Consider the following 20774-nt stretch of genomic DNA (forward strand, 5'->3'; position numbering starts at 1 on the left):
GAGGCGGCCTTGACCCGGAGGGGCCTGTGGGGGAAACCATGGAGGGATGAGCGAACGATTCGTGGAACTTTCCCTCGACAAGCGCGGTGTGAGCTGCACCGCGAAGCTCCTCGACGACAAGGCGCCGGTGACCTGCGCCGCGGTGTGGGACGCGCTGCCCCTGGGCGGGGACGTGTATCACGCGAAATACGCCCGCAACGAGATCTATGCCCTGATGCCGGGCTTCGCCCCGGCCGAACCCCCGCTCGAGAACCCGACGGTCACGCCGATCCCCGGGGACCTCTGCTACTTCACCTTCTCCGAGACCGTGCTCGGCACGGACTCGTACGGCTACGAGGCCGGGGCGGACATCCAGGGGCGGGCGACCGTGGTCGACCTGGCGCTGTTCTACGAGCGGAACAACCTGCTGATCAACGGGGACACCGGATGGGTGCCCGGGATCGTGTGGGGCTCGGTGGTGGAGGGCCTCGACCGGATGGCCGAGGCCTGCCAGGACCTCTGGCGCGCGGGCGCCCTGGGCGAGACGCTGAGCTTCCGCCGGGCGTGACCGGCTGCGGTCCGGAACGCCGCTGCGGGCAGACGCAGCCGCACGGGCAGTCCGGACCGCACCGCATCCGGCCCTTCGGGACCGCACCGCAGCCGGCCCTGACGGGGGCACCAGCCAGGGGCCGTCACCCCGGCAGACCGGGCCGCCCCACTCCCGCCCCCGCTTCGTACAGGGCGTGCGCCGCCCGTAGTACCAGCGCGTCCGCATGCCGTGCGGCCACCAGCTGCACCCCGATCGGCAGCCCGTCCTCGTCCGTCCCGCAGGGGACGGTCGCCGCGGGCTGCTGGGTCATGTTGAAGGGGTAGGTGAACGGGGTCCACCCCGTCCAGCGGCGGTGCCCGGAACCCCGGGGGGACTCGACGCCCGCACCGAAGGCGGTGATCGGCATGGTGGGCGTCACCAGCAGGTCGTAGTGCTCGTGGAACAGACCCATCCGGCGGCCCAGATCCATCCGGACGTCGACGGCGGCCAGATAGTCCAGTGCCGAGTAGCGCTCGCCCTCCTCGACGATCTCCCGCAGCCCGGGATCGAGCAACGCCCGCTGCTCGCGGCCGAGATGTTCCGCCACCCGGGCCGCCCCGCTGAACCACAGGGTGTGGAAGGCGGCGACCGGATCGGTGAGGGGCGGCTCCGTCTCCTCGATGTAGGCGCCGAGCTCCGCCAGCCGGCCCACCGCGTCGCGTACCGCGGCCGCCACCGCGGGACGGACCGCGACCTGGCCGCCCAGGGTGGGGGAGAAGGCGATCCGCAGCCCCTTCACGCCGTCGCCGAGGCCGTCACGGTGGCTCACCGCCGAGCGGGCCAGCTGCGACCAGTCGCGGGGGTCCGGGCCGCTGATGACATCCATCATCAGAGCGGCGTCCGCCGCGTCCCGGGTCATCGGACCGACATGGGCCAGCGTCCCGAAGGCACTCGCCGGATAGAGCGGGACCCGCCCGTAGGTGGGCTTCAGGGCGAAGATCCCGCAGAACGAGGCCGGGATGCGCACCGAGCCCCCGCCGTCCGTCCCCAGGCTCAGCGGCCCGGCGCCGAGCGCCACCGCCGCCGCGCTTCCCCCGCTCGAACCGCCCGACGTCCGGGTGAGGTCGTACGGATTGCGGGTCACCCCGTGGCGCGGCGAGTCGGTGACGCCCTTCCAGCCGAACTCCGGTGTGGTGGTCTTGCCGACGAAGACCGCACCGTGCTCCCGCAGCCGCGCGACCGACGGAGCATCCTCGTCCCAGGCTCCTTCGCCGCTCACGCTCTTCGAGCCGCGGTACGTCGGGCCACCGCGCATCAGCAGGATGTCCTTGACCGTGACCGGCACCCCGTCGAGCAGGCCCTGCGGCCCGCCCGACCGCCATCGCCGGGTGGACGCCTCCGCCTGCGCCATGGCCTCTTCGGCGCCGACCCGGACGAAGGCGTTCACCCCGGGCTGCACCACCTCGATCCGGTCCAGCACGGCGCGGGCGGCGTCGACCGGGGTGAAGTCGCCGCTCCGGTAGCCGGCGAGGAGTTGGCAGGCGGTCAGATCGCAGAGCTCAGTCATGGCTGGGGACGTACCCACGTTTCTTGTCGACCACGTTCGGCAGCGGATTTCCGTTGGCCCAGATGTCGTACAGCTCCAGGAACTGTTCGCCGAGATCGTCGCGCCAGCCGATGGTGTCCCCGCTCATGTGCGGGGAGATGATCAGGCCGGGGACGTCCCACAGGGGGCTGTCCGGAGGCAGTGGCTCCTCCTCGAACACGTCGAGAGCGGCCCCGGCGAGCCGGCGTTTGCCCAGCGCGTCGGAGAGATCGTCCTCGACGACGAGTGCTCCCCTGCCGACATTGATGAAGTGGGCCGAAGGCCGCATGGCGGCGAAGGCCCGCGCGTCGAACATGCCCCGGGTGGTCCCGGTGAGGGGAGCCGCGCAGATCACCCAATCGGCCCGGCCGAGCAACTGGTTCAGCTCATCCGGGCCGTGCACGTCTCCGCGGGCGGTCCGGCCCACCAGAGCCGTGTCCACACCCAGCGAGGACAGTGTGGAGCCGATCGCCCGGCCGATGGGACCCGAGCCGACGACCACCGCACGGGTACCGGCGAGGCGCCCGGTCTCGCGGTGGCGCCAGCGCCGCTGGCGCTGGAGCTCCAGGGTGCCGGGCAGATCCTTGGCGAAGGCGAGGACAAGGCCGGCGACGTACTCGGCGATCGGCTGGTCGAAGATCCCCCGGGCGTTGGTCACCACGGTGTCCGACGCCGCGAGTTCCGGGCACATCAGGTGATCCACACCGGCGCTCGCCGTATGCACCCAGCGGGGTCGAGGCCCGTCGCCCGGCCAGCTCCTGCGTACCGCGTCCGAGAGGAAGTCCCACACCAACAGCACGTCGGCCTGCGGGAGTCGGTCGCCGATCGTGCGCTCGTCCGCATGCAGGACCCGCACCTTCCCGGTCAGTCTGCCGAGGCGCGGAAGCGGTTGGGCGTCAAGGACGAGGAGCGTGATCTCAGGGGCTCCAGGAGATGCTTCGGACATGCGCGCGGCCCTCCGGACGTGAGCGTACTGATGTCCCCAGGGTAAGCAGATTGCAACGTCTGAGATGTACTGATTGACCGCGCTCGCTCGGTGACCCTACCGTCGACACCAGAAGCATCAGCCGCCTCGCGCACGCTTGTCTGCGCATGTCATTCGGGGGCCCTTCATGGACGTCTCCTTTCTCGGCGGGCCACAACCACAACGCGGTGTTGGTGTCGTTGCCCCTTTTGACTTCGCTCTCGACAGAGAGCTCTGGCGCTGGGTCCCGGACGACGTGTCGCTCCATCTCACGCGTACCCCCTTCGTGCCGGTCGAAGTCTCGCTCGACCTGGCCCGGCTCGTCAGTGAGCACGAAACCCTCGGCGAGGCGGTCCGCGCGCTGTGCGCGGTGGCGCCGCAGGTCGTCGCCTACGCGTGCACCAGCGGAAGTTTCGTCGGCGGCCTGGCCGGTGAGCGCGCGATGTGCGAAGCCATGACGGTGGCGGGCGAGATCCCTTCGCTCACCACGTCGGGCGCTCTGCTGGCCGCGTTCCAGGAGATCGGCGCACGGCGGATCGCCCTGGTCACGCCCTACACTGAATCTGTGACGTCCTCGCTGGAGGAATATCTCGGCGAAGCGGGGATAACCGTCACCGGGCGGGCCTTTCTGGGCCTCACCAGGCACATCTGGAAAGTCCCGTACCGCGATGTGGTGGACATGGCCCGGCAGGCGGTGGTGGGTGCGGCCGATGCGCTTTTCATCAGCTGTACCAACCTCCCGACGTACGACGTGATCCCGCAGCTCGAAGCCGAACTGCGGATGCCGGTCCTGTCGGCGAACCAGGTCACGATGTGGGCGGCGCTGCGGCAGATCGGCGCGCACGCGGTCGGCCCGTACCAGCGGCTGCTGATCGACTCGATGCCCGCACCGGACCCGATGCCGGAACCCGCCACCGCACTGGCAGAAGATCCGCCCGAAGAGCAGGGAGGCTGGACATGACAGCGGTCGGGTTCCTTTACCCGGGGTATTCCGCGGAGGACGACTACGAGCGAATCGAGCAGCTCTTCGCCTCCGACGTGAGACTGCCCGTCGTCCACACGGACATCGGTGAGGACGCCCACCGGGTGGATGCGCTGATCCGCATGGGCGAGGCCGACCGTCTCGCGGCCGGCGTCGAAGAACTCAGGCTCGCCGGTGCCGAGGCGGTGGTCTGGGCCTGCACCAGCGGCAGCTTCGTATACGGCTGGGAAGGAGCCCAGGAGCAGATCAGGAATCTGGCCCGGGCTGCCGGGATGCCGGCTTCCAGCACGTCCTTCGCCTTCGCGCACGCGTTGCAGCACCTGGGTGTCAGCAGGGTCGCCATCGCCGCGACCTATCCGGAGGACGTGGCGGCCTATTTCGCCGGTTTTCTGAAGTCGGCGGGTGTCGAGGTGACCGCGACCCGCGGCAGCGGGATCATCACCGCTGCCGAGGTCGGCACCTGGGGCCGCGACGAGGTCCTGGAGCTGGCCCTCGCCGGTGACCACCCGTCGGCGGAGGTGGTGCTGCTGCCGGATACGGCCCTGCACACGGCGGCCTATCTGCCGGAGCTGGAGCAGGTGCTGGGGAAGCCGGTGCTCACCGCGAACCAGGTGTCGGTGTGGGAGGGCCTGCGGCTGACCGAGCGGAAGGTGTGGGCGGAGAAGCTCGGGAAGCTGTTCGCCCGGCCGGAGTAGGCGCACGGGGTCCGGGGGCGCGGCGCGCCCCCGGACCTCTGTTCCCCCGAGCGCCACCCCCGAGCCGCGACCACTCCCGAGCCGCGCGGCCGGCCGGTTCCCGGGCCCGGCGGAGCATGCCTGCATGATGCAGGGAATAAGCGGAGACCCCCTCCTGTTGCCCGGGGCGTACATGGCCAACAGCAGGAAGGCACCGCACGGTGGACATCATCCGAGGCAAGGCGGCCGGAACCGCCCCCGTACCCCTCTCCGTGCTGGATCTGGTGACCGTGGGCAAGGGCCGCACCGCCACCCAGGCCATCCGCACCGGGGTGGACATCGCCCGGCTCGCCGAGCGCCGTGGGTTCCACCGTTACTGGGTGGCCGAGCATCACTCGATGCCGGGGGTCGCCTCCTCGTCACCGGCCGTGCTGCTCGCCCATCTCGCCGCCCGCACCGACCGGATCAGGCTCGGTTCGGGCGGTGTCATGCTGCCCAATCACGCCCCACTGGTGATCGCGGAGCAGTTCGGGACGCTGGAGGCGATGGCGCCGGGCCGGGTGGACCTGGGGCTCGGGCGGGCTCCGGGCACCGACGGGGCCACCGCGGCCGCCCTGCGCCGCAGCGACCGGCTGCATGAAGGGGCCGACGAATTCCCGCAGCAGCTGGCCGAGTTGACCAAGTTCCTGGACGACGACTTTCCCGACGGCCATCCGTACGCCCGGATTCACGCGGTCCCGGGACCGGTCCAGGGACCGGCGGGGCGCCCGCCCGTCTGGCTGCTCGGGTCGTCCGGGTTCAGCGCCCGGCTGGCCGGCACACTGGGGCTGCCGTTCGCCTTCGCGCATCACTTCTCGGCGCAGAACACCGTTCCGGCCCTCGACCTCTACCGGGAGTCCTTCCGGCCCTCCGCGGTGCTGGACGCCCCCTACGCCCTGATCGGTGTCGGTGCGCTGGCCGCCGATGAGGAGAAGGAAGCGCGCAGGCAGGTGCTCACCGGCGCGCTCTCGATGGTCCGGCTGCGTACCGGGCGGCCGGGGCTCGTACCGACGCCCGAGGAGGCGGAGGCGTACGAATTCAGCCCGCTGGAGCGGGAGTTCGTCGACGGCTGGCTGGCCAACATCATCATGGGCACCGCGGACGAGGTCCGTTCGGGCCTCGACGACCTCCAGAAGCGCACCGGCGCCGACGAGTTGATGATCACCGCCAACGCGCATGGCGGGGAGGCGCGCTTGCGTTCGTACGAGCTCATCGCGGACGCGTACGGGCTGCCTGTCGGTCCGTGAGGCGGTCCCCGGTCCCTTCCGGCCGGGCAGTCGCTCCCAGGTTCAAGTGAACCTTAAACCGCTCGTCACCCATGGTGGCGGGCGGTTTCTTGGTGCCGACCCCGGCTCTGACAAGCGGTTTCCTGCGGCGATTGGTCTAGTCCTCGTTTGGTTCAGACCATTGACGCGGTAGACGCGGTGGCCGTATCTCTTCTCTCGACCTGTTCCGCTCACCCTCCCGGAGGCAGCACGTGAGCACCCGTAGACCCCTGATCGCGGCCCTGTCGACCGCGGCGCTCGCCGCGGGCGCGCTGGCCGCCCTGGCCGGCCTCGGCCCCGGCGGCCAGGCATCCGCGTCCGCCGCCCGGCCGATCGCTGCCGCCGTGTCCACGGGCGGGGTGAAGATCGCGTACTACGACCAGTGGAGCATCTACGGCAACGCCTTCTACCCCAAGCAGCTGGACACCAGGGGTATCGCGGGCAAGCTGGACGTCATCAACTACTCGTTCGGCAACATCCACCCGACCGACCTCGGCTGCTTCGAGGCCAACAAGGCGGCGGGCGACGACGCGAACCCCAACGCCGGTGACGGTGCGGGAGATTCGTACGCCGACTACCAGCGGTCCTTCAGCGCCGCGGACAGTGTCGACGGCACGGCCGACACCTGGAACCAGCCGATCGTGGGTGTCTTCAACCAGTTCAGGGAACTGAAGGCGAAGTACCCCAAGCTGAAGATCAACATCTCGATCGGCGGGTGGAGTTACTCCAAGTACTTCTCCGATGCGGCCAAGACCGACGCGAGCCGCCAGAAGCTCGTCTCCTCCTGCATCAAGCAGTACATCCAGGGCGACCTCCCGATCGACGGCGGATACGGCGGCGCGGGCACCGCGGCCGGGATCTTCGACGGGATCGACATCGACTGGGAGTACCCGGGCTCGGACGGCGGCCACCTCGGCAATCACTACTCGGCCGCCGACAAGCAGAACTACACGCTGCTGCTCGCCGAGTTCCGCAAGCAGCTCGACGCATTCGGCGCCGCGCACGGCGGCAAGAAGTATCTGCTCACGGCCGCGCTCCCGGCCGGCCAGGACAAGATCAAGAACATCGAGACCGACAAGATCGGCGCGTACCTCGACTACGCCAACATCATGACGTACGACATGCACGGTGCCTGGGACGCCGACGGGCCGGCCTACCATCAGTCCCCGCTGTACTCCGGGGCCGACGACCCGACGGACGTCATCGCGCCCGGCACCCAGAAGTACTCCATCGACAACGCCATCGACGCCTGGCTCGACGGGTCACCGCAGTACGGCATCGCGGGCGGTTTCCCGGCCGGCAAGCTGACGCTGGGGTACGAGTTCTACTACCGCGGCTGGAAGGGCGTCCCGGCCGGTGCGAAGAACGGCCTGGGACAGCCAGCCACCGGGGCCTCCGCGGCGCGCCCGCTCAGCGCGGTGCCCGGTATCGCGCACTACAAGGAGCTCAGCGGGATCGTCGACAACCCGGCGACCACGTTCTGGGACGACCAGGCGAAGGCCGCCTACTTCTACAAGGACGGCGAGTTCTTCACTGGCCTCGACCAGAAGGCGATCCAGGCCAGGGCCGACTACGCGCACAGCAGGGGACTCGCGGGAGCGATGATGTACTCCCTGCTCGGCCTGGACGACAGGACGACGCTGCTGAACGAGATCGTCGACGCTGTCGGCTCCTCCCCGACGACCCCGCCCACCACCCCGCCGGCGACGACCCCGCCCACCACGCCGCCGGCCACCACACCGCCCCCGACCACGCCGCCTCCCACCACCCCGCCGGCCGGCTGCACCGCGCCGGCCTGGGACAGGGCCGCGGTGTACACCGGCTCCACCCATGTCTCGTACAAGGGCCACACCTGGAACGCCAAGTGGTGGACCCAGGGCGAGGAGCCCGGCACCACGGGCGACTGGGGAGTCTGGCAGGACCTCGGCGCCTGCTGACCCGTACGCGCCCCCACAGGACGAAGCCGCCCCACATCCCTTCCCGGGTGGGGCGGCTTCGCGCGCCGGTCCCGTGGCGGATGGCCCGCAACGCTCGCGGCCCGCGGCCCCCCTCGCTACGCTTGCTCCACTGATCATCCCTCCACGCAGACGATGTCCCCGAGAGGCCGCCGTGGAACCAGCCCGGCAGTACAACGTGCATGAGGCGAAGACCCATCTGTCGCGCATTCTGCAACAGGTGGCGGCCGGCGACGAGGTCCTGATCTGCAGGGCGGGGCAGCCGGTGGCCAAGGTGGTACCCCTGACGTCCGGGGCCGGGCACACCGGTCGTGAGCCGTTGGAGGGACAGGTCCATGTCCCCGAGGACCTCGACAAGCTGCCGGACGACATCGCCGACTCCCTGGGCATACTCTGACCGACGCCTCGATGAGGCGCTCAGGACCCGCCCGGTGACGCCCCAGCGGTGAACCGCGGCCGGCGTCATGACCGGCGTGCCCCGCGCGGCGGCCTCTGCCGCCCGCTTCTCAGCCCTGCAGTGGTACGGGGCCGATCATCGCCCCGATGTCCGCGGCCGGCACCGCCCGGGAGTACAGGTAGCCCTGCCCGGTGTCGCATCCGATCCGGCGCAGCCGGGCGGCCTGTCCCGACGTCTCCACACACTCCGCGGTGACGGTGAGCCCCAGGCGGTGGGCCAGCTGGACCAGTGCCTCGACGATCATCTCGTCGGCGGGATTGGGGTGCGTCCCCTCGTCGTAGCGGAACCCGCGGACGAAGGAACCGTCCAGCTTGAGTACGGAGACGGGCAGCCGGCTGAGATAGGCAAGGTTCGAGTAGCCGGTTCCGAAGTCGTCGATGGCGATCTGCACCCCCATGTCGCTGAGCGCCTGCAGCGCCTGAAGCGGACGGCCCGCGGAGCCCATCACCGCCGACTCGGTGAGTTCCAGCTGCAGCAGCCCCGGCGCGAGACCGGTCTCGGCGAGGATCCCGGCCACCTCGGCGACCAGATCCGAGTCCCACACCTGCCGGACGGCGACATTGACGCTCACGAACAACGGCGGCCGGTCCGGGTGGTCGAGCTGCCACTGCCTGGCCTGCCGGCAGGCCGTACGCAGGACCCAGCCACCGAGCTGGACGATCGAACCGTCCTCCTCGGCCAGCCCGATGAAGCGATTCGGGGTCAGCCGGCCGAACTGCGGATGGTCCCAGCGCACCAGGGCCTCCACGCCTTTGAGCGCTCCGTCCGCCATGCCCACCAGAGGCTGGTACTCCAGCATGAACTCACCGCTCTCGACGGCGGGGCGCAGCGTCGACGAGAGGGCCTGACGCGTCATCCGGTGCGCGTTGCGCTCCGGGTCGAAGAGGGTCCAGCGGGCCTTGCCGTCCGCCTTCGCCCAGTACAGCGTGGTGTCCGCGGCTTGCATCAGACCGGTCGCGCTGGTGCCGGCCACCAGCCGCTCGACCACCCCGATCGACGCGGACATGGACAACCGGTGGCCGCTCAGGTCGAAGGGTTCCCGGAGCGCTTCGAGTACCGAGCCTGCGAGGTCGGCGAGCTGTTCGGTGCCGGTGGAGTCCTCGACCAGCAGGGCGAATTCGTCGCCGCCGAGCCTGGCCACCAGATGGCCGCTGCTGCGCCCGTAACCGGCCCGGTCCGCGCAGTGGGTGAGTCGGGCGGCGACGATCGACAGCAGCCGGTCCCCGAAGCCGTGCCCCAGGGTGTCGTTGACCGCCTTGAAGCCGTCGAGGTCGAGATAGCACAGGCCGATCCGGCCGGTGCCCGGCACGGTGCGGGCCGTCGGATCGAGCGCCGCGGAAAGCCGCTCGAAGAACAGGCTGCGGTTGGGAAGGCGGGTCACCGGGTCGTGCATCTGCAGATGGCGCAGCTTGGCCTGGAGCTCCCGCCGGTCGCTGACATCGGCGACCGAGAGCAGCACCTGGGAACTGTCGGGGACGGGGGTGACGCTGACCTCGGCCCAGAGCGAGTGCCCGTCGGGATGCTTGATCCTTCGGGTGCAGCGGAAACCTGCCCGGCGGCCGCCCAGCACTTCGCGGTAGGCGTGCCAGGTGCGTGCGTCCGCGGTCAGATCCACCAGATCGGCAGCGGTCCGCCGGGTCAGCCCCGCGGGTGGGGCGCCCAGCAGTCCGGCGAGGGCGTCATTGGCCGTGACGACCAGGCCCTCGCGGTCGATGACGGCCATCGCGAGCCGTGCGGTGTTGAAGGCGGCCCGGTAGTCGTGCAATTCGGCTGCGGTCCGGCCGACTGTCTGACGCTCCGTGACCGGCGGCCGGACGGAAGCGGGCGCCGGTCCCGGCCCTTCGGAGGTTCCGCTCACGGCTGGCTCCCGCAGTGCAGTCGTCTTGGACAAGTACGGGTCCGGCCGTAGGCCGGACGGGGGAAGAACGCCGAGGGCGCGATCCACGCTGGAAAGTGTGCCGATCATAGAGGTTGAAGTGATGACCGTTCCAGCGTTGGCCGCAGCCCGAGATCACTCCGGCAGCCAAGGGTGATCGTTTCTGCACGGCTGTGGTCCGGGATCTTTTCGACGTGATCGGTTGTGACTTTCCGTGAAGGGCCGGGGTGTCGGCCCGATCACCCGGCTGGGGCAGCTCGACAGGGCAAACATGCACAAAACGACACAGGGTGGGTGGGGTGTCCCGCATCCCCAACCCGGAGGTCGAAGTGCAGCGGAAGCAGCCACCCGAGGGAGTGGACAGACGGCGGCTGAGGCGTGCCGCCGCTGTGCTCACCTCATTCACCGCGCTGGCCGCCACCTCGCTGGTGGCAGGCCCGGCCGTCGCCACCGAGGGGACCGCGGGACCCTGTGTGCTGCCGCGTACCGATGCCCATCACTCGCTCGGTCTCGACAGCTGGAACTCCGCGTACACCAAGCCGGTCGGATCGCTCGACGCGGTCATGATCTTCTTGTCCTTTCCCGGCTCATCGCCGCGCACCACACCGCAGGAACTGACGGCCGACTACTTTCCGGCGACGACCGAGTTCTACCGGCGGGCCTCGTACGGAAAGTTCACGCTGCGCCCCCACCCGCTGCGGCGCTGGATCCAGATGCCGCGTCCGGCCACCGCGTACGGCATACAGCGTGACTGGGACCCCTCGCAGCGCGGCGCCTATCTGCGGGACGCGATGGCGGCGGCGGATCCGGAAGTGGATTTCAGCACGTACGACGTCGTCTATCTGCTGGCCGACCCGGATGCGCCGGGTGTCGACTCCGATGCCACCAAGGTGGTCAACCTCGACAGCCCGCTGCACGCCGACGGCACGGCCATCCGAAGGGTGGTCACCGGCTTCGAGCAGCACCCGCCGGACCACAACGTGCTGGCACACGAGACCGGGCACGTCTTCGACCTGCCGGATCTCTATCACCGCCCCGAGGACGGCAAGGGCGACTGGGACACCTATGTCGGCGACTGGGACGTCATGGGAAGCCAGTTCGGGCTCTCCCCGGATCTGTTCGGCTGGCTGAAGTGGAAACTGGGCTGGCTCGACCGCCGCCAGATCGGCTGCGTACAGGGCACAGAGCCCCGGATGTACACCCTGGACCCGGTGGAGGAGATGCCCGCCGAGGGAACGGACGTGACGGGAACCCGGCTGGTGGTGGTACGGACCGGCGCGGACCGCGTGCTCGCGATCGAGGCCCGCAGCACGGCGGGCAACGACCGGGCCAGCTGCACCGAAGGGGTGCTGATCTACGAGGTGAGGGGCGAGACCGCCTCCGGAAGTGGCCCGGTCAAGGTGTTCGACACCCATCCGCACAGTGAGGCGTGCTGGGGTCAGTCCGTCTACCCGCAGCTGGCCGACGCGCCGCTTCAGGTCGGGGAGACGTTCACCGTGCCGGGCAACGGCACGAGGGTCGAGGTCGCGGACCGCACGCCGTCGGGAGCCTGGACGATCGAGGTCACGCCGAGGATGTAGCCGGGCCGCCGTGGGACCCGCCGAACGAAGAAGCCCCCCGCTTGCGCGAGGGGCTTCTTCCGTCTGTGCGCCGCCAGGGACTCGAACCCCGGACCCGCTGATTAAGAGTCAGCTGCTCTAACCAACTGAGCTAGCGGCGCCTGCTGACGTCGTAGACCTTAGCATCCTGATCGGCGCGGGGAAAAATCGATAAGCGCACCGATGGTGAGCAGGTCGAACGGGCCGCCCGCACGCATGCCCAGAGCACCACCTCGGGCCCGGGGAGCCAGGGGTGCCGGGTGTCGGGAGCCACCAGCCAGCGAGCCCCCGGGCGGGGAACGCGGCTGGTCGGCGACGGTACGGTCACGGCATCACCGACCCCGTGGCAGAGCATCGGCGGCACCGCCTCGCCCCACTCCTCCCACTCGAGCAGGGACGGCAGACGCTGGGCCGTGCCGGGTGCGGTGAAGAGCAGCATCCGGCCGCGGTGGCCGGCCACAGGACCGGAGCCCGGGCCCTCGGACCAGAGTGTGTCCAGCAGCCGGCGGCCGAAGATCGACGGTACGTTCACCACGTCGAAGACGGTTCCGCAGGGCAGCACCACGGGGGCGCCCGGGCGGGACTGCCACAGCGAGAGCGCACTGCGGGGATACGCGGCGGCGGAGGCCAGCCAGGCCGCGCCCGCGGTGGTGACCTCGGCGGCGTGCTGTCCGCCCTCGTCCCGGAGGGTGCGGCTGAACTCGCCGGGCGGCCGCCCTTCGGGCCCACCGCCCGCGAAGATCCCCGTGCTGCCGTCGCTACGCTGCCATGCGCTCATGACATCCAGATCTACCCGCAGTAACGGTCTGGTTTCTGTGGGTTGACCGAAACCGGGACAGGGCGGGCCGGGAGGCGTATCTTGCGTCCTGCATATGCCAGCCGCGTGCTCGGATAGCCAGGTGCGCTGCCCCGCCGGGTGCGCTCACCTGGCTTCGCACCCCGGGGGCTGCGCTGCCCAGCCGGCGGCTGCGCCCCTTACAGCGGGCCGGCGTTGCGCATCAGATCCCGGCCGAACTCCACCATCTTCTTGGTGTAGTCCTCCGTCCACCGGGCGCGCTCGGCGATGTCCGCCATGGTGAGGCGGTCGAAGCGACGGGGGTCGGCGAGCTGGGCGGCGGCGATCGCCTGGAACTCGGTCGCCCGGTCGGCCGCGGCCCGGAAGGCGAGCGTCAGCTCGGTGGAACGGACCAGGAGCGCCGCCGGATCGTCGATCGATTCCAGATCGAAGAAGTGCTCGGGGTCGGCGGAGGCTTCCGACGGCTCGAAGAGCAATGGCGCGGGGCGCGGTTTGCGCTCACGCTGTTCGGATTCCGCCATGGATGCCTCCTGCTGTACGTGTTGCGTCTCCGGACCACCGTCCATTGTCCCGCCTCGTGCAAGGGGGCCTCGGGGGCCTGGCCCCGCCGGTCGCCTCCCTGCCCGGTAGTGACCCTTCGGTGCCGGCCTCCGGCGTTCCGTGTCCGGACGTGCCCGTTCCATGCTGGTACGCGACCCTTCCGGGCCCGGATCCGTACATCCGGTCCGCATCAGCCGGTTCCTGGCCCGGCCAACGACCGGAAGCCGGCTTCCGGCCCGCATCGCCCGCCGCGCGGGCCCGCGGCGGACCGACGGCGCCGGCCCTGCCGCCGGACGGATGCGGCTACGGCCGGTACCGCACCCGGTGTTCCGCGAGATGCGCGAGCACCGCGTGATTCGCCTCCCATCCGTCGGGAAACTTCACCGTCACACCCAACCGCACCGGTTCCGTGGAGGGGTGCTCGTCCAGCAGCTCGGTGACCCCCTCCCGGCACACCACGATGCACGCGTGCCTGTGCCGTGACGCCAGCACGCAGAGCCTGCCGGTCTCCAGATGGAACGCGGTCGCGTCGGGGCGGCCGGACAACGGGTGGAGCACCACGGTGACGTCGAACTCGCGGCCCTGCAGACGGTTCGCCGTATCGACCGCGACGCCCGAGACCCCGAGGCCGGTGAGTGCGGCGCGGACCGCCGCAGCCTGGTCGCGATGGGCGGTGCCGACCGCGATGCGGTCCGCCGTCAGCGGGACCGGATCGGGCGAGCGCTCGCTCACCGCGGCGCCGCCCCGGTCGAGCAGCCGGCGGACGACCAGCGCCACCGCCCCCACCGCCTCCGGATCCGTGCGGGGCGTATGCCTGGCCGGCAGCTCGAGCAGGCCCCAGCCGGTGTCGGCCGCCTCGTCGAGCACCCGGTCGGGGCCCGAACCGTCGGACGGCACAGCGAAGGCCAGCCGCCGGTCACCGTGGCCCGTACCACTGCGGAAGGGTGTGTACGGATAGAACGCGTCCGACACGAGCGGCGCGGCCGAGGCCGGCAGGCGCCAGGAGACCGGCAGCCGGTGCTGCGGCAGCTCCGGGTTGTGGGCGATGAGGGTGGACACCGCGCTGGCCGAAGGGTCGTACGCCAGCCCGGCCCACTGCTCCGCGCCGACCACACTGAACGGGTCGAGCTGGCCGGGATCGCCCACGAACAGGGCCCGCTCGAACAGGCCCGCCACCGCGAGCAGGGCGTCCGAGCGCATCTGGTACGCCTCGTCGACGATGGCGTGCCGCCACGGCTCGACACCCTTCACGTGCGCCCATTTCGCCGAGGTGGAGATCACCACGTCGAGCCCCGCCAGATCGGCGGCCTTGGCCGACTTACGGACCTGGGGCAGGTCGTCGATGGCCTTGTCGTAAGGATCGGGCTCGCTGCTGTGCAGCCGGCCGACCGGCAGCCCGGGGTCCGCATCGGCGAGCCGCATCACCAGGTCGTCGACCTGCGCATTGGTCTGGGCGATCACCATCAGCGGACGCCCGGCCGCGGCCAGTTCGCGGGCGGCGCGGACCACCAGGGTCGACTTGCCCGCACCGGGCGGTGAGTCGACGACCACTCCCCGGGCGGTCCCGTGCAGGGTGTCGTCGAGGATGGCCTGTGTCGCGCGGGCAGCCTCGGTCCCCGGATCGGACGTATCGGGGGTCACAGCAGATCCTCCGGGGTGACGGGGTCGGGACCGGTCGGACCGGTCGCGGAATCCGGCCGGTCGGCTGCGCCCGGCGGCCCGCCGTGGGTCCACGGGGTGTCCTCCTGCGCGGGCAGCTCGGGACCGCCGCGCGAGCTGTGCTCGAAGAGGGTCCAGCACAGCCGCTGGCCTTTCTCCGGCACGGTCCCCGGCGCCGGGTCCCTGGCCCGGCCCATGCCGTTCGTCAGCCGCAGGACCAGCGCGCCGTCCTCCTCGTACCGGACGAACTCGGCGGTCTGCGTCTTCGGCGGATCCCCGGACAGTGCGCGGTGCACCTTGACCCGCTCGCCGAGGTGCGGGGTGTCGTCCGTGCGGATGGTGACCAACGGGCGGGGGCTCGGGCGCTTCGATTCACTCCACGCCATCACCACATCGGTCACCTCGCCGGCGAACGCCTCACCGGAGAGCCGGCGGCCGGCCATCACCAGAGGGTCGTCGAGGGCTTCCTGAGCGTCCAGAAGGGTCTGCGCCGCCTCCCGGGAGGCGAGCTTCTGCGCCGCGGTCACCGCGTCGTCCCGCCGGGGCTGCGGGGGCTCCCCGGCGGCGACCCGGTCCCGGTGGCCGGTGAACGACCAGCGGTCGCGGGTCCACCGGGCGGCGGCCCGTTCACCGTCGGGCAGCGTCCGCACCAGGTCCAGCGCATGCCAGACGGCGTCCCAGGTGGGTCGCATCACCTCTTCGAGCAGCGTACGGATATGGCGCTCGGCCGCGGTCAGTTCGGCCAGTGCCGCATCGGCGGCCAGTCCGTCCTCGGCCGCTGCCAGCGCCGTTCCGGCCAGATCGAAGCGCTCGATGGCCGGGGCGAGCAACGTGTTGTCGAACGCGGGGTCGGTGGCGGGCCCGGCCGGCGGGCACAGCAGCCGGCCCGACCGGTCGCGCTCGAGCTCGGCCCGGAGCGCCGCCTGCGCGCCCGACCCGCCCGGCGGGTCGATCCAGGCGAGCAACGCACCCAGATGCTGGTCCTCGAGGCTGCTCTGCCCGGTGGCCCAGTGACGGTTCAGAAGATCGGTCGCCGACAGCAGCAGCGAGGATCCCGGCACCCGGGCACGCTCACCGAAGTGCGTCAGCCAGCGACCCAGCAGAGGAACCCGCGGCGGCGCCGGATAGGGCGTCTCCGGGTCGTCCTCGGCCGTCCGGCGAAAGCGCATCGAGCGCCCGAGCAGCCGGACGAATTCGATGCCGGCCCGGCTCGGAACGATCAACTGCGGTGCGTCCGCGCACAGTTCGACCTCGACCTTGGTCTTCTTGCCGGTCGCCGGGTCCGCCTCGGAGCGCTCCGCGGCCTCGACGTCATCGGTGTAGGTGCCGATGTACGGCAAAACGGCCTCGGCCAGCTCGGCCAGGAAGGCGAATCGCAGATCGCGGTCGCGCGGCTGGGCCACCGCCAGCAGCCGCGGGTGCGCGCGGTCGGTACCGACGAGAGCGCCGAGCGGCGCACCGGCCTCGCCGGCGGTGGTGAGCGGGACGACGACCAGCGGGCGCTCGGAGAGATGGCGATGGCGGACCGTGGCGGTCGGATGCGCGTGTCCGTCCGCAACGGCTTCCAGCCGGGCCAGCGTATTGATCAGCGACATCCGCGCTCCTGCTGCCGGGGCCTTCGGACACCTGCCGTGCCGGGGGTCAGCACGCCGCACCCCCCAGGGCCTCCGCCCGGAGGGCCGCTGCCCTCCGCAGCGCCGCCACCGTCGGATCGGACGGATCGCCTTCCTCGCCACGCGCCGCCGCCAGCACCGCGCCGACCGTGGTCAGCCCGCCCAGCTCACCCCGGACACTGCGGCCGAGGGATTCCACCGCACCCGCACGGCGGGCCCGGTCGCGGCAGTGGAAGGCCATCTCGCAGGCGGCCAGGCACTCGGGGGCGTAGGCCGCTTCCACCGACTCGACCGCGGCGGCCAGTTCGGCGGGGCCCAGCCCCGGGTCGAAGGTGGTGCCTTCGGGGAGCGCGGCCGCGATGTCCTCGATCCGGGTGAGCCTGGCCAGCTGGCGGCGGGTCACCGAGAGCTGTTTGCGCACGTCGACGGCTGCCGCGGTCGGCAGGTTGGAGAAGTCCTTGGGACAGACCAGGAGGATGCGGTCGTCCACCGATGCGCCGGACAGGTGCTCGGCGATCCGCTGCAGCGCCAGGACGTACACCGCGGACTGCCGTGCGGCCGCGCCCACCTTCGCCGCGTCCGCCGATGCGTCGATCATGGGGAAGGACTTGATCTCGATGACCGTCCAGTGCCCTGCGGGGTCCACCACTACCGCGTCCGGTTCCAGATAGGCGGGGGAGCCCGCCACCTCCAGGGCCAGCATCGGGTGGTCGAAGAGCGCCCATCGCCCGGCCGCGGTCGCTTCGCGCAGCGCAAGCGCCGTGCGCGCCGCCCGTCCCTCGGGGCCTGCCGCGCTCAGATCCGGGACCTCGACACCTGCCGGCTCGGCGGTTCCCATCCGCTCGGAGAGCAGACGCATGAGTTCGGCGCCGCCGTCCGCCTTGACCCTGGCCTCGAAGGCATTGCCCCGCATGAAGGCGAACTGGGACTGGCCGAAGCCCGATGGCGAACCCAGTGCCTGGGCCAGGACCGCCTTGTTCACACCGGCGCCGTCGAGCAGTGCGCGCCGCTCGCACCCGGGATTCGCGGCGAGTGCCGCCAGCGCGCGGGCATCCAGCGGCTGTGGAGCGACGGCCGGGCCGCGCAGCTCAGCGAGCCGCTGTCGGAGCGCCGTCGCCGGCCGAGTCGGCCGCTGTGGGGGAGGAGGCGGAGGAGATCCGCTGTCCGGGGAAGTGCTCACCCGCGGAAGTCTTCCATCCGCCACTGACAACCGGGGACCGTGTCCCGGAAGTGCCGGAGGCGAACCGCTCGCGTATTCGGTCGGCGAGCCGCATCACAGGACCGGCCAGCAGAAGTCCCGCACCCATCACCGCGACGCCCGCCAATGCGTCGAGGAGGTAGTGGTTCGCCGTACCCATCACCACGAAAGTGATGGTCAGGGGGTAGGCGACGCCAAGTATCCGGGTCAGCGGGGTACGGCCGTGGCGCCACAGCATCACACCGCACCACAGGGCCCACCCGACGTGCAGGCTCGGCATCGCGGCGAACTGGTTGGTCATGCCGCCGAGTCCGCGCGGAGCGCTGGCCTCGGTGCCCCACCAGCCGTACGAGCTGTACTGGGCCATCGTGTCGACAAAGCCCTCACCGGGAGCGAGCAGCCGGGGAGGGCAGGTGGGCAGCAGGGTGAATCCGACCAGGCCGAGCAGGGTGGAGAGCATCAGCCAGGTGCGTGCCGCCCGGTACTGCACCGGGCGCCGGCGGAAGAGCCATATCAGCACCGCCGGGGTCACCAGGTAGTGCAGCGAGGCATACGCGAAGTCGGCGGGTATGCCGAGCGCGGATATGTGGGTGAACAGGCGGTTCAGCGGGTGCTCGACATTGAGATGGAGGACCTTCTCGATGTGCAGTATCGACAGTCCGTGGTCGATCGCGCTCCGGGTGTCGCCGCGTGCCAGCAGCCTGCCCGACGAGTACGCGCTGTAGACGACAGCGATCACCAGGAGCTCTGTCCACCAACGGGGCCGATCACGGGTCGCGGTGTACGGCATCCGAACGCTCTCCATCTTGTATTCAAACGGGGCCAGTCACCCGGCGTCTAACCATAGGGCGTGGACCAAACCGGATTCAGCCGCCCCCATCGGTAGGAGTGACGCCGATACGGTCCCCCGGGTTGCTTCCGCGGGCCGTACGGGATGATGGGAAAAGCATCACCCGCTTCACAGGGAGAGAACGTCATGGCACCCCGCATGCTGCTGGCCCGGCATGGACAGACCGAATGGTCCCTGTCCGGGAGGCACACCGGCAGAACGGACATAGCCCTGCTCGACGAGGGCCGTCGCGGGGCGAAGCTCCTGGGTGAGCGGCTGCACCGCTCACCGTGGAACGGGGTGCCGGACGCCGGGGTGCTGACCAGTCCGCTGGTGCGGGCGAGCGAAACCTGCGCTTTGGCCGGGTTCGCCGACCGGGCCGAGGAGTGGGACGGGCTCCTGGAGTGGAACTACGGGGCGTACGAGGGCCTGACCCCGGCCGAGATCCAGTCGATCCGGCCCGGCTGGTTCATCTGGCGCGACGGCGTCCCCGGCGGGGAGTCGGTCGCCGACATCACCGCCCGCGCGGACGAGGTCGTCGAGCGTGTCCGTACGGCAGACCGCGATGTGCTGGTCTTCGCGCACGGCCACATCCTGCGGGCTCTCGCGGCACGCTGGCTGGGCTACGACCTCACCTTCGCCGCCCGCATCCGGCTCGCCCCCACCTCACTCTCACTGCTTGGCTGGGCCTATGACGCCCCCGCGGTGGAGCGCTGGAACGACACCGGTCATCTGGAGCTCTGAGGCGGCACAGGCCGCGGCAGCCCGGATGCCGTCCGTTCACACCGGACGGGGTGTCGAGGCGTGCCGCTCGAGGAAGTCCGGCACCCCGGCCGCCCTGCGCTGCGGCAGCAAGCGCCGTGCCGTGCCCGCCAGCATCGCCTGGATGCGGGACGACTGCACCTGGCCCCGGTCGAGCAGGTCGAGCACCCGGTGCCCGGCGTGCGCCGCGCGGTCGGGGGCCCCCGCCCTGGCGAGATCGTCGGCCAGCTGCGCGCGGTACAGGGCGAGATTGCGTGCGAAGTGCGGGTCCTGCAGATCGGCGGCGCGCTGCGCGTGCCGGGCCGCCCGCGGCCAGTCGCCGAGCGCCGACCAGCACTGGGCCTCCAGCATCTCCAGCTCCGCCTCCACGAAGAAGGTCATCCACTCCGGGTCAGCATCCGAAGCCCCGCGTACGAACAGGGACTTGGCCCGGCCGAGCGCCTCTGAGCACCCGGCACGGTCGCCGAGCCCCGCCCAGCCGCCCGCCTCCCGCAGCGTCAGCAGGGCGAGCAGCCGGGGCGACGACAGATGTTTCGCCGCGCGCTCGCCGGCCTGGGCTGCCCGCACCGCCTCGCGCGGCCTCCCCGCGTCGCGGGCCAGGAACGCCGTGTTGCAGAAGGCGTGGGCCTCGAGCGCCGGATCGCCGGAGACCCGTGCGGTGGCCAGCGCCTCGGCGTAGTGCGAGCGCGCGTCGTCGAAACGGCCCGAGTCGTGCGCCAGCCAGCCCACCGAGATGGCCAGTTCACCGGCGCCCGCATGCAGCCGGTCCGCCGCCGACCTCCGGGCCGTGTTCGCGTCGAGCAGGGCGTAGGCGGCATGCAGCGGCTGCGCCGCGCGCTGGTAGAGACCGTCGGCGCCGTGGCGGTCGTCGAGCAGCCGGATCTGCCGTACGGCCGCCTCGACGGCACTGACCTCGGCATCGCCGACATGACGTGACCGGGTTACGGGGGCCGGACCGAGGCCCAGCGAGACGGCCGCCATCGCAGCGGAGCCGCCTGCCATGAATGCGCGACGCAGCACGTCGCTCTCCTCGTCGTTCTTGGTACTGCTGGGGTTGTTGCCGTGGGGCCTGCCGCTGCCGGGGTGGCCGTGCGGTCCGTCCGGGGGCGGCGCGGGGTGCGCGCCTCTGCCGCGTACCGTCTCCCGGTCGGAGAACCCCAGATCGCTGAGCGTCGAACCGGGGAACATGTGCAGGAACACCCGCTCGTACGCGTAGTTGGGGCAGCGGATCTCGCCGGCCTCCACCCGTCCGATGTACCGCGCGTCGCACGCCACTTGCTCGCCGATCTCGCGGGCGGCGCGGCGGACGGCCGCCGCGAACTCGCCGGGCGAACGCTGCCCGCGCAGTTGTCGGAATGCCGGGTTGCGTACTGCCCGTGACATCGCCATGGCGGCGCCCTCTCTGGCGGATGGTGCTGCCGGCCCGGACCGCTCCGGCGCGCAAAACGTACCGTCTGCGTGGGACCGGTCACAC

At 71.1% G+C, this 20774-nt stretch carries 18 protein-coding genes and 1 tRNA gene; 8 read left to right on the forward strand and 11 right to left on the reverse strand.

Going from position 1 to position 20774, the window contains the following annotated elements; translation table 11 throughout:
• Positions 1-46 precede the first annotated feature (46 nt).
• Positions 47-547 carry a DUF3830 family protein gene (locus OHS16_RS20135; protein ID WP_328538607.1) on the forward strand — a complete coding sequence of 167 codons (501 nt, stop codon included), beginning with the start codon at positions 47-49 and terminating at the stop codon, positions 545-547.
• Positions 548-671: 124 nt separating this feature from the next.
• On the opposite strand, the gene OHS16_RS20140 is transcribed toward OHS16_RS20135, so the two are convergent.
• Both OHS16_RS20140 and OHS16_RS20145 read right to left on the reverse strand, forming a co-directional pair.
• A complete protein-coding gene (locus tag OHS16_RS20140; protein ID WP_328538608.1) occupies positions 672-2075 on the reverse strand; it encodes an amidase in 1404 nt (467 codons plus the stop codon).
• A complete protein-coding gene (locus OHS16_RS20145; protein WP_328538609.1) occupies positions 2068-3039 on the reverse strand; it encodes a D-2-hydroxyacid dehydrogenase in 972 nt (323 codons plus the stop codon). Before OHS16_RS20145 ends, OHS16_RS20140 begins: the two co-directional genes overlap by 8 nt.
• A 166-nt stretch (positions 3040-3205) precedes the next feature.
• On the opposite strand from OHS16_RS20145, the gene OHS16_RS20150 reads away from it, so the two are divergent.
• The 5 genes from OHS16_RS20150 (at position 3206) to OHS16_RS20170 (ending at position 8369) form a co-directional block, all read left to right on the forward strand.
• On the forward strand, positions 3206-4018 hold the full coding sequence (locus OHS16_RS20150; protein ID WP_328538610.1) for a maleate cis-trans isomerase family protein: 813 nt from the start codon (positions 3206-3208) through the stop codon (positions 4016-4018).
• Positions 4015-4734, forward strand: coding sequence for a maleate cis-trans isomerase family protein (locus tag OHS16_RS20155; RefSeq protein ID WP_328538611.1), 720 nt, complete (start codon positions 4015-4017; stop codon positions 4732-4734). Before OHS16_RS20150 ends, OHS16_RS20155 begins: the two co-directional genes overlap by 4 nt.
• Before the next feature lie 200 nt (positions 4735-4934).
• Entirely contained in the window at positions 4935-5999 is a 1065-nt protein-coding gene (locus OHS16_RS20160; RefSeq protein WP_328538612.1) for an LLM class flavin-dependent oxidoreductase, read from the forward strand.
• 230 nt (positions 6000-6229) lie between these two features.
• Positions 6230-7954, forward strand: a complete 1725-nt coding sequence (locus OHS16_RS20165; protein WP_328538613.1) for a glycosyl hydrolase family 18 protein — start codon at positions 6230-6232, stop codon at positions 7952-7954.
• 172 nt (positions 7955-8126) lie between these two features.
• Positions 8127-8369 carry a type II toxin-antitoxin system Phd/YefM family antitoxin gene (locus OHS16_RS20170; protein ID WP_328538614.1) on the forward strand — a complete coding sequence of 81 codons (243 nt, stop codon included), beginning with the start codon at positions 8127-8129 and terminating at the stop codon, positions 8367-8369.
• Between the two features lie 109 nt (positions 8370-8478).
• Here the strand turns inward: OHS16_RS20170 and OHS16_RS20175 are convergent, their stop codons facing one another.
• The gene (locus OHS16_RS20175) at positions 8479-10287 is read right to left on the reverse strand and encodes a putative bifunctional diguanylate cyclase/phosphodiesterase (protein ID WP_328538615.1); all 1809 of its coding nucleotides are present in this window, start codon (positions 10285-10287) and stop codon (positions 8479-8481) included.
• Between the two features lie 347 nt (positions 10288-10634).
• Here OHS16_RS20175 and OHS16_RS20180 point away from each other — a divergent pair, with 347 nt between their 5' ends.
• Entirely contained in the window at positions 10635-11885 is a 1251-nt protein-coding gene (locus OHS16_RS20180; RefSeq protein WP_443042782.1) for a M6 family metalloprotease domain-containing protein, read from the forward strand.
• A 66-nt stretch (positions 11886-11951) separates the two neighbouring features.
• Here OHS16_RS20180 and OHS16_RS20185 read toward each other — a convergent pair.
• From OHS16_RS20185 to OHS16_RS20215, 7 genes are all read right to left on the reverse strand, one after another.
• Positions 11952-12025 (reverse strand) — tRNA-Lys (locus OHS16_RS20185).
• On the reverse strand, positions 12016-12681 hold the full coding sequence (locus OHS16_RS20190) for a bifunctional DNA primase/polymerase (protein WP_328538617.1): 666 nt from the start codon (positions 12679-12681) through the stop codon (positions 12016-12018). Before OHS16_RS20190 ends, OHS16_RS20185 begins: the two co-directional genes overlap by 10 nt.
• Before the next feature lie 197 nt (positions 12682-12878).
• Positions 12879-13220 (reverse strand): hypothetical protein, encoded by a 342-nt coding sequence (locus OHS16_RS20195; protein WP_328538618.1) that lies wholly within the window; start codon positions 13218-13220, stop codon positions 12879-12881.
• Positions 13221-13542: 322 nt separating this feature from the next.
• Positions 13543-14880 (reverse strand): AAA family ATPase, encoded by a 1338-nt coding sequence (locus tag OHS16_RS20200; protein WP_328538619.1) that lies wholly within the window; start codon positions 14878-14880, stop codon positions 13543-13545.
• Positions 14877-16493, reverse strand: a complete 1617-nt coding sequence (locus OHS16_RS20205; RefSeq protein ID WP_328538620.1) for a hypothetical protein — start codon at positions 16491-16493, stop codon at positions 14877-14879. Before OHS16_RS20205 ends, OHS16_RS20200 begins: the two co-directional genes overlap by 4 nt.
• A 46-nt stretch (positions 16494-16539) precedes the next feature.
• Positions 16540-17691: a hypothetical protein gene (locus OHS16_RS20210; RefSeq protein WP_328538621.1), complete on the reverse strand. Its 1152-nt coding sequence runs from the start codon at positions 17689-17691 to the stop codon at positions 16540-16542.
• Complete coding sequence (locus tag OHS16_RS20215) at positions 17600-18499, reverse strand: phosphatase PAP2 family protein (RefSeq protein WP_443042655.1); 900 nt, start codon at positions 18497-18499, stop codon at positions 17600-17602. Before OHS16_RS20215 ends, OHS16_RS20210 begins: the two co-directional genes overlap by 92 nt.
• A gap of 186 nt (positions 18500-18685) precedes the next feature.
• Here OHS16_RS20215 and OHS16_RS20220 point away from each other — a divergent pair, with 186 nt between their 5' ends.
• Positions 18686-19282, forward strand: a complete 597-nt coding sequence (locus OHS16_RS20220) for a histidine phosphatase family protein (protein WP_328538623.1) — start codon at positions 18686-18688, stop codon at positions 19280-19282.
• A 36-nt stretch (positions 19283-19318) separates the two neighbouring features.
• On the opposite strand, the gene OHS16_RS20225 is transcribed toward OHS16_RS20220, so the two are convergent.
• A complete protein-coding gene (locus OHS16_RS20225) occupies positions 19319-20689 on the reverse strand; it encodes a tetratricopeptide repeat protein (protein WP_328538624.1) in 1371 nt (456 codons plus the stop codon).
• Positions 20690-20774: the final 85 nt, after the last annotated feature.

It is taken from the genome of Streptomyces sp. NBC_00344 (genome assembly GCF_036088315.1).
In the GTDB taxonomy this organism is placed as follows: Bacteria; Actinomycetota; Actinomycetes; order Streptomycetales; family Streptomycetaceae; genus Streptomyces.

Excerpts from the sequence above, each read along its gene's own strand:
- OHS16_RS20135 (WP_328538607.1), top strand. The coding sequence starts at position 47 with ATGAGCGAACGATTCGTGGAACTTTCCCTCGACAAGCGCGGTGTGAGC.
- OHS16_RS20140 (WP_328538608.1), bottom strand. The coding sequence starts at position 2,075 with ATGACTGAGCTCTGCGATCTGACCGCCTGCCAACTCCTCGCCGGCTAC.
- OHS16_RS20145 (WP_328538609.1), bottom strand. The coding sequence starts at position 3,039 with ATGTCCGAAGCATCTCCTGGAGCCCCTGAGATCACGCTCCTCGTCCTT.
- OHS16_RS20150 (WP_328538610.1), top strand. The coding sequence starts at position 3,206 with ATGGACGTCTCCTTTCTCGGCGGGCCACAACCACAACGCGGTGTTGGT.
- OHS16_RS20155 (WP_328538611.1), top strand. The coding sequence starts at position 4,015 with ATGACAGCGGTCGGGTTCCTTTACCCGGGGTATTCCGCGGAGGACGAC.
- OHS16_RS20190 (WP_328538617.1), bottom strand. The coding sequence starts at position 12,681 with ATGAGCGCATGGCAGCGTAGCGACGGCAGCACGGGGATCTTCGCGGGC.
- OHS16_RS20195 (WP_328538618.1), bottom strand. The coding sequence starts at position 13,220 with ATGGCGGAATCCGAACAGCGTGAGCGCAAACCGCGCCCCGCGCCATTG.
- OHS16_RS20205 (WP_328538620.1), bottom strand. The coding sequence starts at position 16,493 with ATGTCGCTGATCAATACGCTGGCCCGGCTGGAAGCCGTTGCGGACGGA.
- OHS16_RS20215 (WP_443042655.1), bottom strand. The coding sequence starts at position 18,499 with ATGCCGTACACCGCGACCCGTGATCGGCCCCGTTGGTGGACAGAGCTC.
- OHS16_RS20220 (WP_328538623.1), top strand. The coding sequence starts at position 18,686 with ATGGCACCCCGCATGCTGCTGGCCCGGCATGGACAGACCGAATGGTCC.
- OHS16_RS20225 (WP_328538624.1), bottom strand. The coding sequence starts at position 20,689 with ATGGCGATGTCACGGGCAGTACGCAACCCGGCATTCCGACAACTGCGC.